Origin of the sequence: Rhizobium sp. NZLR10 (assembly GCF_019685125.1) — a bacterium.
In the GTDB taxonomy this organism is placed as follows: Bacteria; Pseudomonadota; Alphaproteobacteria; order Rhizobiales; family Rhizobiaceae; genus Rhizobium.
The window spans coordinates 86,826-101,525 of record NZ_JABDWE010000006.1 but is presented as its reverse complement, the minus strand read 5'-3'; the positions used below and the strand labels follow the sequence as shown (position 1 = coordinate 101,525).

At 62.9% G+C, this 14,700-nt stretch carries 13 protein-coding genes; 6 read left to right on the top strand and 7 right to left on the bottom strand.

The features are described 5' to 3' along the window. The first annotated feature begins 1 nt into the window (after position 1). The 4 genes from HJB82_RS11275 (at position 2) to HJB82_RS11255 (ending at position 6,742) form a co-directional block, all read left to right on the top strand. On the top strand, positions 2-1,210 hold the full coding sequence (locus HJB82_RS11275; RefSeq protein ID WP_221139961.1) for an ABC transporter permease: 1,209 nt from the start codon (positions 2-4) through the stop codon (positions 1,208-1,210). After that, the gene (locus tag HJB82_RS11270; RefSeq protein ID WP_207585523.1) at positions 1,207-2,364 is read left to right on the top strand and encodes an ABC transporter permease; all 1,158 of its coding nucleotides are present in this window, start codon (positions 1,207-1,209) and stop codon (positions 2,362-2,364) included. The genes HJB82_RS11275 and HJB82_RS11270 overlap by 4 nt, the downstream gene beginning before the upstream one ends. Before the next feature lie 5 nt (positions 2,365-2,369). Beyond that, a complete protein-coding gene (locus HJB82_RS11265) occupies positions 2,370-3,887 on the top strand; it encodes a mechanosensitive ion channel family protein (protein WP_221139960.1) in 1,518 nt (505 codons plus the stop codon). A 293-nt stretch (positions 3,888-4,180) separates the two neighbouring features. Continuing rightward, positions 4,181-6,742: an FAD-dependent oxidoreductase gene (locus HJB82_RS11255; RefSeq protein ID WP_207585520.1), complete on the top strand. Its 2,562-nt coding sequence runs from the start codon at positions 4,181-4,183 to the stop codon at positions 6,740-6,742. Positions 6,743-6,788: 46 nt separating this feature from the next. On the opposite strand, the gene HJB82_RS11250 is transcribed toward HJB82_RS11255, so the two are convergent. Then, on the bottom strand, positions 6,789-7,526 hold the full coding sequence (locus HJB82_RS11250) for a phosphatase PAP2 family protein (protein ID WP_207585519.1): 738 nt from the start codon (positions 7,524-7,526) through the stop codon (positions 6,789-6,791). Between the two features lie 191 nt (positions 7,527-7,717). Between HJB82_RS11250 and HJB82_RS11245 the strand changes: the two genes are divergently transcribed. Beyond that, positions 7,718-8,260: a hypothetical protein gene (locus tag HJB82_RS11245; RefSeq protein ID WP_221139959.1), complete on the top strand. Its 543-nt coding sequence runs from the start codon at positions 7,718-7,720 to the stop codon at positions 8,258-8,260. Positions 8,261-8,273: 13 nt separating this feature from the next. Here the strand turns inward: HJB82_RS11245 and hutH are convergent, their stop codons facing one another. The 5 genes from hutH to HJB82_RS11220 all read right to left on the bottom strand — a co-directional run bounded on the left by hutH (position 8,274) and on the right by HJB82_RS11220 (position 12,956). Next, positions 8,274-9,767, bottom strand: coding sequence for a histidine ammonia-lyase (gene hutH, locus HJB82_RS11240; RefSeq protein ID WP_207585517.1), 1,494 nt, complete (start codon positions 9,765-9,767; stop codon positions 8,274-8,276). After that, positions 9,764-10,540 (bottom strand): ABC transporter ATP-binding protein, encoded by a 777-nt coding sequence (locus tag HJB82_RS11235; RefSeq protein ID WP_164012644.1) that lies wholly within the window; start codon positions 10,538-10,540, stop codon positions 9,764-9,766. Before HJB82_RS11235 ends, hutH begins: the two co-directional genes overlap by 4 nt. Positions 10,541-10,567: 27 nt before the next feature. Beyond that, positions 10,568-11,272, bottom strand: coding sequence for an ABC transporter permease (locus HJB82_RS11230; RefSeq protein WP_207585515.1), 705 nt, complete (start codon positions 11,270-11,272; stop codon positions 10,568-10,570). 10 nt (positions 11,273-11,282) lie between these two features. After that, on the bottom strand, positions 11,283-12,008 hold the full coding sequence (locus HJB82_RS11225) for an ABC transporter permease (RefSeq protein WP_221139958.1): 726 nt from the start codon (positions 12,006-12,008) through the stop codon (positions 11,283-11,285). A 105-nt stretch (positions 12,009-12,113) separates the two neighbouring features. Continuing rightward, complete coding sequence (locus HJB82_RS11220; protein ID WP_207585513.1) at positions 12,114-12,956, bottom strand: transporter substrate-binding domain-containing protein; 843 nt, start codon at positions 12,954-12,956, stop codon at positions 12,114-12,116. 194 nt (positions 12,957-13,150) lie between these two features. Here HJB82_RS11220 and hutC (HJB82_RS11215) point away from each other — a divergent pair, with 194 nt between their 5' ends. Continuing rightward, positions 13,151-13,906, top strand: coding sequence for a histidine utilization repressor (hutC, locus tag HJB82_RS11215; RefSeq protein ID WP_207585512.1), 756 nt, complete (start codon positions 13,151-13,153; stop codon positions 13,904-13,906). Positions 13,907-13,939: 33 nt separating this feature from the next. On the opposite strand, the gene hutC (HJB82_RS11210) is transcribed toward hutC (HJB82_RS11215), so the two are convergent. Beyond that, entirely contained in the window at positions 13,940-14,662 is a 723-nt protein-coding gene (gene hutC / locus HJB82_RS11210; RefSeq protein ID WP_207585511.1) for a histidine utilization repressor, read from the bottom strand. Between the last annotated feature and the right edge of the window lie 38 nt (positions 14,663-14,700).

Genomic DNA, 14,700 nt, shown 5'->3' with positions numbered 1-14,700 from the left:
GATGACGCCGCGCCCGCGCGTGCGCCCAGGTTTCCTCCTCGTCTTCGCACGGGAGTTCAACTGGTTTCGCCGCCGGCCGTTTCTGCTGTTCCTGACGACCGCTCTGCCGTTGCTGCTGATGGGCCTTCTCGCTGCCGTTTTCAGTGCGGGGCTGGCCACCCGCCTGTCGATTGCCGTGCTCGACCAAGACAGTACCGATCTGTCGCGGCGGATCATACGGATGGTCGACGCGACCCAGGACACATCGGTCGCGCTTGCCGTCAGCGACCTCGCCAAAGGGCGCCAGCTCATCCTCTCCGGCGAGGTCCACGGCCTGCTCCTGCTGCCACGCAATCTCGAGCGCGACGTCCTCTCCGCCCGGCGGCCGGAGGTGGTGTTCTTCTACAATACCCAGACGATGACAACGGGAAATCTGGTGCTGCGCGGCATCAATTCCGCCATTCCGAGCGTGGCTGCGGGCATCAGATTGTCGCTGCGCACCGCCCAGGGAGAGCCTGTCGATGCCGCTCAGGCCGCTCTCGCCCCCGTTCCGGTCCAGGTGAACCCGCTCTTCAACCCCAGCCTCAACTATGCTCATTTCCTCCTTGCCGCCCTGATGCCCAGCATACTGCAGGTGGTGATCGTCACGACGATGGCCTATTCGCTCGGACTCGACGTCGAGACCCGCCACCGGCTGCGAATTCTCCGGCGGCTCGGCGGCGGCCTGTGGCCGGCGCTCGCAGGCAAGATCCTGCCCTATACGCTGATCTTTCTTGCGGTGCTCGCCATTGCGGACCTGGTCCTCTTCGGCCTTCTCGACATGCCGCTACGCGGTGATCGCTGGCTGCTGCTGCTGGCTGGCACCCTGTTCATCCTGGCGAACCAGTTCATCGGCGTGCTGCTCGCGCTGCTTCTGCGGCCGATGGCAAGCGCAATCAGCATCGGCTCCCTGTTCGTCGTGCCCGCCTTCGGCTTCATGGGCATCGGTTTCCCGAGGATCGGCATGAACGGCTTTGCCTATCACTACGGCCAGTTGATCCCCGGCACATGGTATCTGATGGCAAGGATCGACCAGACAATCCGCGGCACGCCACTCGATCTGTCGTGGAAGCCGATCCTGGTGTTGCTTTTCTTCGTCATCCTGCTTGCATCCCTCGCAGCGCTCCGGCTGGAAGCGATGAGATCCCGGAACCGGCGTCAGGCATCGGCACTGCGGGAGGCGGCTCGATGATCGGCCTCCTCACCGCCTGCCGAATCGAACTCATGCGCATCCTGTCGCTGCGGCCGGCATTTTCCGTACTCATTCTGGCAGTCTGCATTTACGCGGCCCTCTATCCTCAGCCCTATCGGAACGAGGCCCTGCGCGACGTGCCGATCGCCCTCGTCGATCTCGACGGCACCGACAGCAGCCGCCAGTTCGCCCGCCGCATCGACGCCTCGGCCGACGTCGCCATCGGTGCCGAACTGCCCGACGAGCCAAGCGCCGAGCGCGAGGTCTTCGCCCGTCAGCTCTATGGCATTCTCGTCATCCCGAAATATTTCGAGCGCGATCTCCTGCATGGGCGCCAGTCGCCCGTGGCGCTTTATGCCGATGCCAGTTACTTCCTGATCTATTCGCGCATCGCCGGCGGCGTTTCGGCCGTCGCCAAGACCTTCGGCGTCGAGGTCGAGACCGCGCGGCTGATCGCCGCGCATGTCGATCCCGCCATCGCCGCCGCGGCCTCCGACCCGATGCCGCTGACGACAGTCCCACTCTTCAACCCGCAGGGCGGCTACGCCACCTATCTTCTTCCCGCCGCCTTCGTTCTCATCCTGCAACAGACACTGTTGATCGGGGTCGGCTTGCTTGGAACGCTCAGGGACGAGGGTCCAGCCAGTTCGCCGGCCGGCGCGCTGGCGACCGTGCTCGGCAAACTGCTTGCCTATCTTATCCTGCAGACGGCGGTACTGCCTTTCTATCTGATCGTCCTGCCTTATCTTTACGATATTCCGAGACTCGGGAACCCTCTCGTCATCTTCGTTTTCTCGCTACCCTTCGTGGTCTCCGTCAGCGCGCTTGGCATGGTCGTCGCAGCTTTGTTCCGCAGCCCCCTCACAGTCCAGCTGGTGTTTGCAGCGATCGGCATCCCCTTCCTGTTTCTCGCCGGCTTTTCCTGGCCGACCGAGGCGATGCCGAAGGCGCTGCATTATCTGGCGCTCCTGGTTCCCAGCAGCTCAGCCATCAACGGCATCGTGTCCGTTTCGCAGCTCGGGGCCTCACTCAGCGACGTCCGCACCCCGTTTCTGACGCTCTGGGCGCTGGCGTTATTCTACGGTTGCCTCGCAGTCGGATTGGAGGCCAGGATGCGCCGGTCCTACGAAGCGCGATCTTCCCTCGCGAGTTGATGTCGATGATAGATAATCTCACCTGGTCCGGGGTACTTGCCGATCCTGTCGTACAGGCCGGAACGCTGGCCGTCGTCGGCGCCATCGTCACCCGAGTAGCGCTTCGCCCCTTCCCAAGCTGGAAGCTCGCGGGCCAGGTGTTCTTCTTCGCGGCGCTGAGCGTCCTGCTGCTCTATCACGACATCGTGCCCTACGAAGTCGGGCCGACGCCGAATTCGACCTTCGAACGGGTCTTCATCGCCCTTGCCAAAGTGGTCTGGTGGATCAATGCCGCCTGGGCGCTGATCGCCTTCGTCCGCGTCTTCCTGATCTTCGAGCGTCAGCCGAGAGAGGGGCGCCTCGTCCAGGATCTGGTGATCGGCCTCATCTATCTCGGCGCCATCCTCTCGGTGGTCGCCTATGTCTTCAGCTTTCCCGTCGGCACGCTGATCGCCACGTCCGGCGTGTTTGCCATCATCCTCGGCCTTGCGTTGCAAAGCACGTTGAGCGACGTCTTTTCCGGCATCGCCCTTAATCTCGGCCGGCCTTATACGATCGGCGACTGGATCGTACTGAACGACGGTGTCGAAGGCCGTGTCCTCGAAACCAATTGGCGCTCCACCCATCTCCTGAACGGCTCGAACGACCTGGTAGTGCTGCCCAACAGCTTCCTCGCCAAAGTCGGGCTGACCAATCTCAGCAGTCCCGACCGCAGCCATGGGGTGTCGCTGACGGTGCGGGTCGTTCCGACGACCGGACCGTCGGTGATCGCCGAGGTCATGCGCACCGTGCTGCTGAGCAGCGGTTCGATCCTGAGCGAACCGAAACCCGGTGTGCAGATCAAATCGTTGAATGCCGATGCGGTGGAGGTGGAGCTTTCCTTCCGCGTCAGGGATATCGGCCAGGCGGGGCCGGCGAAGAACGAGATCTTCGACCTCATCTACCGCCATCTCAAGGCCGCGGGCCTTACTTTGGCGCGGCCGATCGATGCGGCCGGCCCACCCGGCCAGGTGCAGTCAGAGGAGATGGTAAACCCGCACCGGCCGACGCCGCTCAAGCTCCTCGATGCCATCCCGCTGTTTTCCTCGCTGACCGAGGACGAGAAGGAGACGCTCGCAGCCTCGATGACGCGGCGCACCTACAAGAAGGATTCCATCCTGATCGAACAGGGCGATACCGTTGCATCGCTGATGATCGTGCGCAGCGGCGCACTCGTCGCGACACGACAGGAAGGCCGCAAAGAAATCGAACTGGGCCGGCTGGCGCCGGGCGATTATTTCGGAGAAAGCGGACTGCTGATCGGGATCGGCGAGGCGGCGAGCCTGCGCGCGCTCACCTTCGTCGTGGTCTACGAAATCGCTCAAGCGAGCCTGACGCCGCTCCTGCACGATCGGCCCGGCATCGCCGAAGAGCTTGCCGCCACCCTGTCACGCCGCATCGAGACCAGCCAGCACTCCCTGGCGACCGAAGGCGCCACGCTGAACGGCGGCTCGATGAACTCGTTGGTGACGCGAATCCGTCATCTGTTCCAGGTGCCGCCGTAGGCTGTCCGCCAATTGCAAGGGCTCGCCTTATAAGATCGTCGCCAGTCATTGCCTGACCGCTCGATCCGGGCTGACGCAATCACGCCGATACTCGGCGGCGTAGGAGCAATGACGATCGTGAGCCTGAGGCATAATACCCCCGTTGCAGTTTCCACGCGAAGAGGTCTGGGGTTCCGCAGCTTCGGTAAATGTGACACGTTTACGAGGCTGACATGGCTCCTGCATTTCACGCGCGAGGCGTAAGTCAACCGCGGCTAAATTTTAATTCGTCGGATAAGTAGAAGGAACAGCACGTGGCAGCATTTCCGGAAAAGGCAAAGGTCGTCATCATCGGCCTCGGCGGTATCGTCGGCGCCTCGATCGCCCATCATCTCGTCGAGCGCGGATGGGACGATATCGTCGGCATCGACAAGTCGGGCATACCGACCGATATCGGCTCGACAGCCCATGCCTCGGACTTCTGTTACACCACGAGCCACGACTATCTGTCGGTCTGGACCACGCAATATTCGATCGATTTCTACGAGAAGATGGGCCATTACGCCCGCATCGGCGGCCTCGAAGTGGCGCGCACCGGCGACCATGCCTGGATGGAAGAAATCAAGCGCAAGCTATCCTCGGCACGCGCTTTCGGCACCCGCGCCCATTATGTCAGCCCTTCCGAGATCAAGGAGAAGTTCCCGCTGATCGAGGAAGATCAGGTGATGGGCGGTCTTTACGATCCGGATGCCGGCCTCGTCATTCCGCGCTCGCAGACCGTTGCCGGCAAGCTCGTCGATGCCGCCGAAAAGGCCGGCAAGCTGCAGGTGTTCGGCAACACGCCGGCGAAATCGCTGATCGTCGAAGGCGGCCGCATCAAGGGCGTCGTCACCCATCGCGGCACGATCATGGCCGACCACGTCATCGTCTGCGCCGGCCTCTGGGGGCGCCTGATCGCGGAGATGGTCGGCGAAGACCTGCCGGTCATGCCGGTCGACCACCCGCTCACCTTCTTCGGTCCCTATAACGAGTTTGAAGGCACCGGCAAGGAAATCGGCTTCCCGTTGCTGCGCGACCAGGGCAACTCCGCCTATATGCGCGATACCGGCGACCCGGCGACGACCGAGGGCGGTCAGATCGAGTGGGGCTATTACGAAGCCACCAATCCGCGCATGTGCCATCCGCGCGATATTCTCGAAAAACACGAAGCGCGCCTTTCGCCGTCGCAGCGCGATCTCGAGATGGAACAGATCATCGAGCCGCTCGAGCGCGCTATGGAACTGACGCCGATCCTCGGCGAACTCGGCTATAACGAAGGTCACTCCTTCAACGGCCTGCTGCAGGTTTCCGCCGGCGGCGGCGCATCCTGCGGCGAGAGCCAGAAGGTCAGGGGTCTCTGGTATTGCGTTGCCATCTGGGTCAAGGACGGCCCGGGCTATGGCAAGCTCATCGCCGACTGGATGACCGATGGCCGTACTGAAATCGATCACAACAGCATCGACTACGCCCGCTTCTATCCGCATCAGTTGACCGAAGAGTTCATCGAGGGCCGGTGCTTCGAAGCCGCCCAGAAGATCTATTTCCCGGCCGTTCACACCCGCGAACCCTATGCCTCCGCCCGCAACGCCAAGCGCTCGCCCTTCCACGAGCGCGAAAAGGAGCTTGGTGGCTACTTCATGGAACTTGGCGGCTGGGAGCGTGCCCACGGCTACGCCGCCAACGAGCACCTTCTGGAGAAATACGCCGACCGCGTCCCGGTTCGCGAGAACGAATGGGACAGCCGCCATTTCTGGCGCGTGTCGAATGCCGAGCATCTGGCGATGAGCGAGGATTGCGGCATCGTCAACCTCAGCCACTTCCACATGGTCGATATCGAGGGACCCGACCATGTCGAACTGATGGAATGGCTGTGCGCCGCCAAGGTCGGCGGCGATGCAAACATCGGCAAGGGCGTTTACACCCACTTCCTCGACGACGAAGGCATGGTGCGCGCTGACTTCACCGTCTTCCGCATGGCCGACCGCTGCCGTCTCGTCAACGGCGCCGATGCCGGCCCGCGCGACCTGCACTATATGAAGCGTGTCGCCGAAGACCGTGGCCTTGACGTGACCATCACAGACGTCTCGGAAAAATTCGTGACGATCGGCATCTGGGGTCCGAACGCGCGCGACACGCTGAAGAAGGTCGTGGCCGATCCGGCCGGGCTCGATCAGGAAAACTTCGCCTTTGCAGCGATCAAGCCGATCGAAATCGCCGGTAAGCCTGTCACCGCCTTCCGCATCTCCTATGTCGGCGAGCAGGGCTGGGAACTGCACATGAAATACGAAGACGGCCTCGCCGTCTGGGATGCGCTGCGCTCGACCGGTGTGATGGCCTTCGGCGTAGAGACCTATGCCAACTCGCGCCGCATGGAAAAGAGCCTGCGACTGCAGAACGCCGATCTCCTGACCCAGTACAACCTGATCGAAGCCGATCTCGCCCGTCCGAAGGTCAAGGAAGCCGATTTCCGCGGCAAGGCAAAACATTTGGAATACAAGGCGCGCGAACACCAGCCGGCCATGCTCTGCACCCTTGTGATGACCGAGAATACCGACAAATCGGGCGTGAAGCGTTATCCCCTCGGCAACCTGCCGGTCGTCGATCCCGCGACCGGAGAGGTCCTGGTCGATGAGCTCGGCCGCCGGTCCTACACGACCTCGATCGCCTACGGCCCAACGGTCGGAAAGAACATCGCTTTGGCCTATTTGCCCTGGTCGCATTGCCAGGTCGGACGCAAGCTGAGTGTCGAGTATTTTGCCGAGACTTATCCGGTGGAGGTTGTCGGCGTCGGGTACAAGCCGATCTATGACCCGGAAAATCTGAAGCCACGCACCTAAGCGCTTGTGGCGCCGCAAGCACGCGGCGCCACTCTGCCACTCCGTGCTACCGCCTGTCGCCATTTCCGGCTTCAGCGGTATCATCGGGCGCGCGGCTCGGAATGAACCGTTTCGAGATCAGCCAGCAGCCGAGCGCCCAGAGCGCACCGGCGCACCATCCGGCGAGGACATCCGTCGGGTAATGGACGCCGAGATAGATCCGGCTCAGACCGATGATGACGGCCAGGAAGACGCCGGCAAACATGACGAAAATCCGCGTCGAGGGATAACGCTGCGTCCGGGCCAGCAGCGCCCCGAGCGTCAGATAGGTCACCGCCGAGACCATCGCGTGGCCAGAGGGAAAGCTGAGATCGCTGACCTCGGCGAGATGTGGCACGATGTCGGGGCGCGGCCGCGCAACGAGGATCTTCAAGAGTGTGCTCGCCAGCCAGCCGGTCAGCACCGAGGAGAAGACGAAGATCGCGATCGGCCAGCGCCGGTCGAGCAGAAGATAGACTGTGACGAGGATCGTCATCAGCGAGAGAACAGTGACGCCGCCGAGGCTGGTGATGTCGGCGACGGCATGCGTCATCCAGCCAGGCCCGATCGGCACGCCAAGCTCACCCGGCCGCCTCAGCGCCAGCAGGATCGTTTCATCGAAACGGAAGGTCTCGCCTTCGAGAACCTCGCTCGTCAGCCGCTGCAGCACGAACAGTCCCCCGGCCACTGATGCCAGCATGATCAGCGTCAGCGGCTCATATGCGGTGAGCCTCGCCAAAAATCCGCGTCGTTGAACCTCACTCATGCCTGCCGTCGAGCTCCCTTAACTTCATGTCGATCTACGCCACATCGGCAAGGCCAGCCGCAAAATCAAGACCGTGCGGCATTCGGAGACATTTCGGTGGGCGCCACCACCCCTCGCGGAAGGCTCGGTAGCAAAAGCTCAACCTTCTTTTGCTATGGCTGGAGCCGATTGTCCTGGAGATGGTTTCGGCGATGAAAATTCTGACCTCGATGGTTCTGATGGCGGCCGTCCTGCAGCCGGTCGCCGCCTTGGGCGAGACCGAATGGATGGGCGACGCAAGACAATGGTCGGTCGGCCTTGCCGGCGAGCGCCCTGCCTATTGCCGGCTGCTGTGGAACAGCGAGCTCGGCAAGACCGTGGAATTCCGCCAGAGCGCCACCGAGACCTTCTGGCTGGTCACCAAGGACACCTGGGACATTCCGGCCGGCACCACGACCGAGGTGACGCTGACCGATCGTTCGATGACGAAAGTGGTCGCCGCCGAATTCTTCGACAAGACCACGCTTCGCCTCTGGCCACCGGCCAGCAAAGGAAGCGGCGGACTGAAGAAGATCATCAAGAATTCCTTTGCCGGAACTCCTGACGTGCAGCTGACCTTTGCCGGCGACGAAGGCGACTGGACGCTGCCGCTCTCGCGGGTGGATCAGCTCTACCCCACCTTCGCCCAGTGCCTCAAGCGGCTCGGCGCCGGCGAAAAGGCCAAGCAGGATTCGGCAACCAGCAAGCCGTTCTGACAATCTTCCCGGTTCAGCCGATCGGCGGCGGCACCGTCTCGCGGATCAGGTTGCGCACGGCCTCGATATCGCCGTTGAGCGGCCGTTCGTCGCCATAATGGGAGATACGCTGGCGCACGACTTGGTAAACCAGATCCGTGCCCGCCGCCCGCGGCGCCGTCGCAGTCAGGAAATCATGCGCCTGGGCAGCGGCCATCAGCTCGATCGCCAGGATATATTCGGCATTGTCGATGACCGTGAGCAGCTTGCCGGCGGCAGCTGTCGGATGGGCGAGGAAATCCTCCTGCAGGCCGGAGGTGAGGCCGCCGTCCATGGCCGCGGGGGCGGCAAGCCGGCGGTTGTCGTTGCTGAGTGCGGCTGCGGTATATTGCGCGATCATGAAGCCGGAATGGCTGCCGGCGTCACTCGCCAGAAACGGCGGCAGGCCGCTCACCAGCGGATTGACCAGCCGGTCCATGCGCCGTTCGCTGATCGCGCCGATCTGCGCCAGCGCAATGGCGAGGCTATCGGCCGCCTGCCCGAGCGCCGCGGCGACCGCATGCGCCTCGGAGGAGACGATCGGATGTTCGGGCGTGCCGGAGACGGCGGGATTGTCCGTTACCGAGGCAAGTTCCTGATCGACGATACGGGCGGAATTGTCGAAAACGTCACGGGCGGCGCCATGCGCATGCGGCACCGAACGAAGGCTGAGCGCATCCTGGGTGCGCCCGCCGAAGGCGGCGGCGACAAGGCCGCTGCCGAAAAGCCGGGCCCGCAGCGTCGCGCCCACCTTTTCGATCCCCGCCGACGGGCGCAGCGCCAGCACCGCCTCGTCGAAAGCGGCGATCTGGCAGCCTGCTGCTTCGAGCGTCAGCGCCGCGATCGCATCGGCCCAGTCGAGCAGCCGTTCGGCGCGAGAAAGTGCTGTGGCGGTCAGCCCCGTGGCGCAGGCCGTGCCGTTGACCAGGCTCAAGCCCTCCTTGGCACCGAGCACCAGCGGCTGAAGGCCGATCGCCGCCAGCGCCTCGCGGCCGCTCATGCGCCGGCCGGCAAGCGTGGCGCTGCCTTCGCCGATCAGAACAAGCGCAATATGGGCATTGTGGACGAGATAACCGGCGGAGCCCTTGGACGGCACGTCGGGAATGCAGTCATGCTCCAGCATGGCTGTGAGGTGCTCGACGACATCACGCCGTACGCCGGAATGGCCGTGGGCGAAATTGGCAATCTGAGCGGCGATGATGGCCCGCACTTCGCGACCGCCCAGCAACGGCCCCACGCCGCACGCATGGCTGAGCACGATGCTGCGCGACAAAAGGCTCTGCGAGACCCGATCGACCACCGTATCCGCCAGCGCCCCGACGCCGGTGTTGACGCCGTAGGCACGCATGCCGGTCTCGACGATTGCGGCGACGATGCGGCTTGCCTGCTCGACGCGCGCCCAGGCGGCGGGCGATAGTGCCAGCGCCTCCCCTGCCCCGACGCGGGCAACATCGCACCAGGTCAGCAGGGTCTCGATGGTTTTGGTCATTGACCGCTTCCGAAATGGCCGATGAACTGGCGGAAGGCGGGTGTGGCGCCGCCGGTGAACATGTCGTCCGGCTTGCCGCTGCTTTCGATCAGCCCTTCGCGCATGAAGACGACGCGGTTGGAAACATTGCGGGCAAAGCTCATCTCATGGGTGACGACGAGCATGGTCATGCCTTCCTCGGCAAGCGCGCGCATGACGCGCAGCACCTCGCCGACGAGTTCCGGATCAAGGGCCGAGGTCGGCTCGTCGAAGAGCATCACCTTCGGCTTCATCGCCAGCGCGCGGGCGATCGCGGCGCGCTGCTGCTGGCCGCCGGAGAGATGGGCGGGATAGGCGTGGCGCTTGTCTGCGATGCCGACCTTTTCGAGCAGCGCTTCGGCCTCGGCGATGCAGTCGGCACGTGGTCGTTTGAGCACATGGATCGGCCCTTCGATGACGTTCTGCAGGATCGTCATATGGGACCAGAGATTGAAGGACTGGAACACCATGCCGAGTTCGGAGCGGATGTGGTCCACCTGCTTCTGGCTCGCCGGTTTGCTGCGCCCGTTTTTGTGCACCATCTCGATGTGCTCGCCATCGACCCAGATCTCGCCATCGCTTGCGGTTTCGAGCATGTTGATGCAGCGCAGAAAGGTCGATTTGCCGGAGCCTGAGGCGCCGAGCAGCGAAATCACATCGCCGTCCTCAGCATCGAGAGAAATGCCGCGCAGCACCTCGTGCGTGCCGAAGCTCTTGCGGATATTGCGGACCGAAAGTCGGGTGACGCCTGGCATGGTTGCTCCAATCGGTTCAAAGACCGCTTACGCTTTCAGCGCCTGCGGGGCCGCGCGGCGGTGTCGCGACAGCGAATATTCGAGCAGGGCCATGCCCTGCAGGATGATGAAGTTCAAAACGAGATAGATGATCGCCGCGCAGAGAAAGACCTCCATCGTCCGGTAGGTCTGCGAGATCAACCGCTGGGCCACACCGGTGACCTCCCAGACGGTGACGAGGCTTGCGAGCGCCGTCGACTTCATCATCAGCACGATCTCGGTGGAATAGGCCGGCAGCGCATGGCGGAAGGCAATCGGCGCCAGAATGCGGCGCACCAGCAGGGGGCCGGACATGCCGATCGAGCGGGCCGCCTCGATCTCCTTCGGCGAAACGGCGCGGATGCCGCCGCGAAAAATCTCCGCCGTGTAGCCGGCGGTGCAGAGCGCCAGCGACAGCACGGCACAGACCATCGGCTCGCGCAGGAACGGCCAGAGGAAGGAATAGCGGATGACGCCGAACTGGCCGAGGCCGTAAAACACCAGGAACATCTGGATCAGCAGCGGCGAGCCGCGGAAAATGAAGATATAACCCTTGGCGAACCCAGAAAGCAGAGGGTTGCCGCTGACCCGCATCGAGACGATGACGAGCGCCAGCAGGCCGCCGAAGAAGATCGACAGCGAAAACAGGATCAGCGTCGTCGGCACCGCCTTGAGCAGGGTGACCATGGTCGAAGCTAGAAAGGTGAAATCCATCATCGCCTCCTTACGCCTGGCCCATGGCGGCTGCCGGCATGCTGCGGTTGGCGCGGCGTTCCGCACCGTTGAAGATCCGGTCGGAAAGGCTGGTCAGGATCAGATAGAGGCAGCCGCCGGCGATGAAGAACAGGAAATATTGCCGGGTCGAGCCCGCCGCGACCTGGCTGGTGCGCATCAGTTCGGCAAGGCCGGTGACGGAAATCAGTGCGGAATCCTTGAGGCTGAGCTGCCAGACATTGCCGAGGCCGGGAATGGCGAGGCGAAACACCTGCGGCATGATGATACGGCGCAGCCGCATGCCGCGATGCATGCCGATTGCCGAGGCCGCCTCAAGTTCGCCTTTGGAAATGGCGTGGAAAGCGCCGCGAAACACCTCCGCCTGATAGGAGCCGGAGATGATGCCGACGGCAAGCGCGCCAGCGATGAAGGAGGGCAGACCGAGGAAACCCTCGTAACCCATCGCCTTGCCGATCGAGGTGACGGCCGAGGAGCCGCCGAAATAGATGAGATAGATGATCAGCAGCTCGGGCACGCCGCGAAACACGGTCGTATAGATGTTGCCGAGGGTGACGAGGGCAAGATTGCTGGAGAGTTTCGCCGCCGCGACGATTGCGCCCAGTACCGCGCCGATTGCCAGCGCCGTCGCCGTGACAGCCAGCGTCATCAAGGTAGCGGCAATGAGCAACGCGCCCCATCCGGTCGAGCCGAAGCCGAGCAGTTCCAAGCTTGCCATAGCGTCCGTTCCCCGTCCGTGGCAGTGTTTTGCGGATTGACAATAGCATGCTGTCTCCGGCGATAAAGCCGGAGACAGGCGTTTGCGGCCGCAAGGCCGAAACGCTTATTGCTGCGGGCTGACGTCGACCTTGAACCACTTCATCGAGAGGTTCTTGACGGTGCCGTCGGCGAGCGCGGACTTGATCGCCTCGCTGAACTTGTCGCGTAGGTCGGTGTCAGCCTTGCGGACGCCGAGGCCTTCGCCCTCGCCCCAGATCGAACCGACGATCTCCGGACCGGTGAAGTCGAGTGCGCCATTGGCGCTCTGGAAGGCGTTGGCGAAATAGACGGCGTCGTCAAAGCCGAGGTCGATGCGGCCGTTCTGCAGGTCGAGATCACGGTCGGCGCCGGTCTTGTATTCGCGGATCTCGGCAATGTCGCCGAAATTGTCATAGACGAACTTGGCGTAGACGGTCGCCGCCTGAATGCCGATCGTCTTGCCCTTGAAAGCGGCCTTCAGCGCATCGATCTCCTTCACGCCAGTCTGGCCGGGCGTCATCTTGATCGTGGCGCCGGTCCCGGCAGCCTTGGCCAGCGGGCTGTCCTTGGCGGTGGCGAATGCGGCAGGTGTGGCAGCATAGGGAATGGTGAAGTCGATGACCTGCTTGCGCTCTTCGGTGATCGACAGCGCATCCATGATGACGTCGAACTTACCGGCATTGAGCGCCGGGATCATACCGTCCCAGTCGGAAGCGACCAGCGTGCATTCGATCTTGGCGCGTTCGCAGAGCACTTTGGCAAGCTCCGGCTCGAAGCCGCCGAGCGTGCCGTCGGCATTGGTGAGGTTCCACGGCGCATAGGCGCCTTCAAGCGTGATGGTCGCCTTCGTCCAGTCCTTGGAAAAGGCGGGGGCAGCGAAGGCGGAAAAAGCCGCCACGCCGCAAAATAGGATTGCGCTGAATTTCATTGATGAATTCTCCTCTGGAGTTGAAACAGACCTTGCGGCACCACGGCCGATCTTCGTCGGCTTGCCCTTTCCTGTCCTTTTAATGTTTCGGACCGATTGGGAGGTTGTATATGGTACCATATGAGATATTTTGTGATATGCAAGAGGAAAGTCGATTTAGGTGGCGAATTCCATTCGTGCAAAAGGAATAGGCAATGAAGCGTTCCGGCGAGATGAAGCGCGAGTTGGCGGAAAATGATAGCACGCCGCTTTATGCCGGCGTCAAGCAGGTGATCCTCGACCGCATCCACAGCGGCGAATGGCCGCCGAAATACCGGGTGCCATCGGAAAACGAGCTGGTGGTCGAGCTCGGCGTCAGCAAGATGACCGCCAACCGGGCGCTGCGCGAACTTGCCAATGAAGGCGAACTCGTCCGCATCCAGGGGGTCGGCTCCTTCGTCGCCGAGCGCAAGGGCTATTCGGCGCTGTTCGAGGTGCGCAACATCGCCGAGGAAATCGCCGAACGCGGCCATGTCCACGAGGCTTCGGTCATCGTTCTCGCCCAGGAAACAGCCTCTCCGGAGATCGCCGACGCATTGGAGCTTGCGATCGGCGCGGCGGTCTTCCACTCGCTGATCGTCCACAGCGAAAACGGCGTTCCGGTGCAGATCGAGGACCGTTTCGTCCATCCGGAGGCTGCTCCCGAATATCTCGGCCAGGATTTCACGACGCTGACGCCGAATGCCTATCTGACCGCCGCAGCCCCGCTTAGCGGCTCCGAGCACGTCGTCGAGGCGGCGATGCCGCAGGCCTGGGAATGCAAGCTCCTGACCATCCTGAAGACCGAACCGTGCTTGACGATCCGTCGACGCACATGGTCGGCAAAGCAGGTGGTGTCGACCGCCCGCCTTGTCTATCCGGGCTATCGCTACCGGCTCGAAGCGCGCAGCGGCAAGATGTTCGAGGAATGAGAACACTCGCCATGTTGTATATGGAACATGGAATTACTGTGATGCCGGGGTGAAACGCGCCACCAGCGCGTGACGATCGCCCGGATAGGTGAAGCGCACATGCGTCACCGGGCCGGCGCCGCTCCAGGTGCGGCGTTCGACGACGAGACAGGCGGTATTGCGCGCGATGTCGAGGACCGCGGCCACTTCGGCATTGGCCGAGACGGCGTGGATCCGGTGTTCGGCCGTGCTCCACGGCACCTGGTTGAGCAACCAGGGCCCCGGCGCCATCATCAGGAAATCGGCATCGGCGGCTTCCGGTACGGTCGCCAGACTGATCAACCGCTCCTCCAGGCAGAAGGGCCGCGCGCCGGCATTGTGGATGCAGACCACCTCGACGACCGAAGAGGCGACCGGCAGTTCCAGCCGGCGGCTGTCTTCCACCTTCGCCTTGCGGCTGGTCTTCTTCGAAACCGCATAGGAATAGGGCAGGTTCAGCGACTGCACCTCGGCCTTGATGTCGTGGATTTCGAGGACGGCCGATTGCGCCTGCGGCTGGGTGACGAAGCTGCCGGATTTCTTGCGGCGCTCGATGAGACCGGCCTTGGCGAGCTGAGTCAGCACCTTGTTCACCGTCATCCGCGAGACGTCATATTGGGTGGCGAGATCCACTTCGAAGGGAATGCGATGCCCCGGCGGCCATTCGCCCGAGACGATACGGCCCTCGATGTCGCCAAGGATGCGCTGATGCAAGGTGGGATCCCTGCTTTGATTCATCGCCACGTTCCGATTGATCCCCCGCTCTAATTCGAATG

Excerpts from the sequence above, each read along its gene's own strand:
- HJB82_RS11230 (WP_207585515.1), bottom strand. The coding sequence starts at position 11,272 with ATGGATTTCACCTTTCTAGCTTCGACCATGGTCACCCTGCTCAAGGCG.
- HJB82_RS11235 (WP_164012644.1), bottom strand. The coding sequence starts at position 10,540 with ATGCCAGGCGTCACCCGACTTTCGGTCCGCAATATCCGCAAGAGCTTC.
- HJB82_RS11220 (WP_207585513.1), bottom strand. The coding sequence starts at position 12,956 with ATGAAATTCAGCGCAATCCTATTTTGCGGCGTGGCGGCTTTTTCCGCC.
- HJB82_RS11225 (WP_221139958.1), bottom strand. The coding sequence starts at position 12,008 with ATGGCAAGCTTGGAACTGCTCGGCTTCGGCTCGACCGGATGGGGCGCG.
- hutC (WP_207585512.1), top strand. The coding sequence starts at position 13,151 with ATGAAGCGTTCCGGCGAGATGAAGCGCGAGTTGGCGGAAAATGATAGC.
- HJB82_RS11265 (WP_221139960.1), top strand. The coding sequence starts at position 2,370 with ATGATAGATAATCTCACCTGGTCCGGGGTACTTGCCGATCCTGTCGTA.
- hutC (WP_207585511.1), bottom strand. The coding sequence starts at position 14,662 with ATGAATCAAAGCAGGGATCCCACCTTGCATCAGCGCATCCTTGGCGAC.
- HJB82_RS11245 (WP_221139959.1), top strand. The coding sequence starts at position 7,718 with ATGAAAATTCTGACCTCGATGGTTCTGATGGCGGCCGTCCTGCAGCCG.
- HJB82_RS11270 (WP_207585523.1), top strand. The coding sequence starts at position 1,207 with ATGATCGGCCTCCTCACCGCCTGCCGAATCGAACTCATGCGCATCCTG.
- HJB82_RS11250 (WP_207585519.1), bottom strand. The coding sequence starts at position 7,526 with ATGAGTGAGGTTCAACGACGCGGATTTTTGGCGAGGCTCACCGCATAT.
- HJB82_RS11275 (WP_221139961.1), top strand. The coding sequence starts at position 2 with ATGACGCCGCGCCCGCGCGTGCGCCCAGGTTTCCTCCTCGTCTTCGCA.
- hutH (WP_207585517.1), bottom strand. The coding sequence starts at position 9,767 with ATGACCAAAACCATCGAGACCCTGCTGACCTGGTGCGATGTTGCCCGC.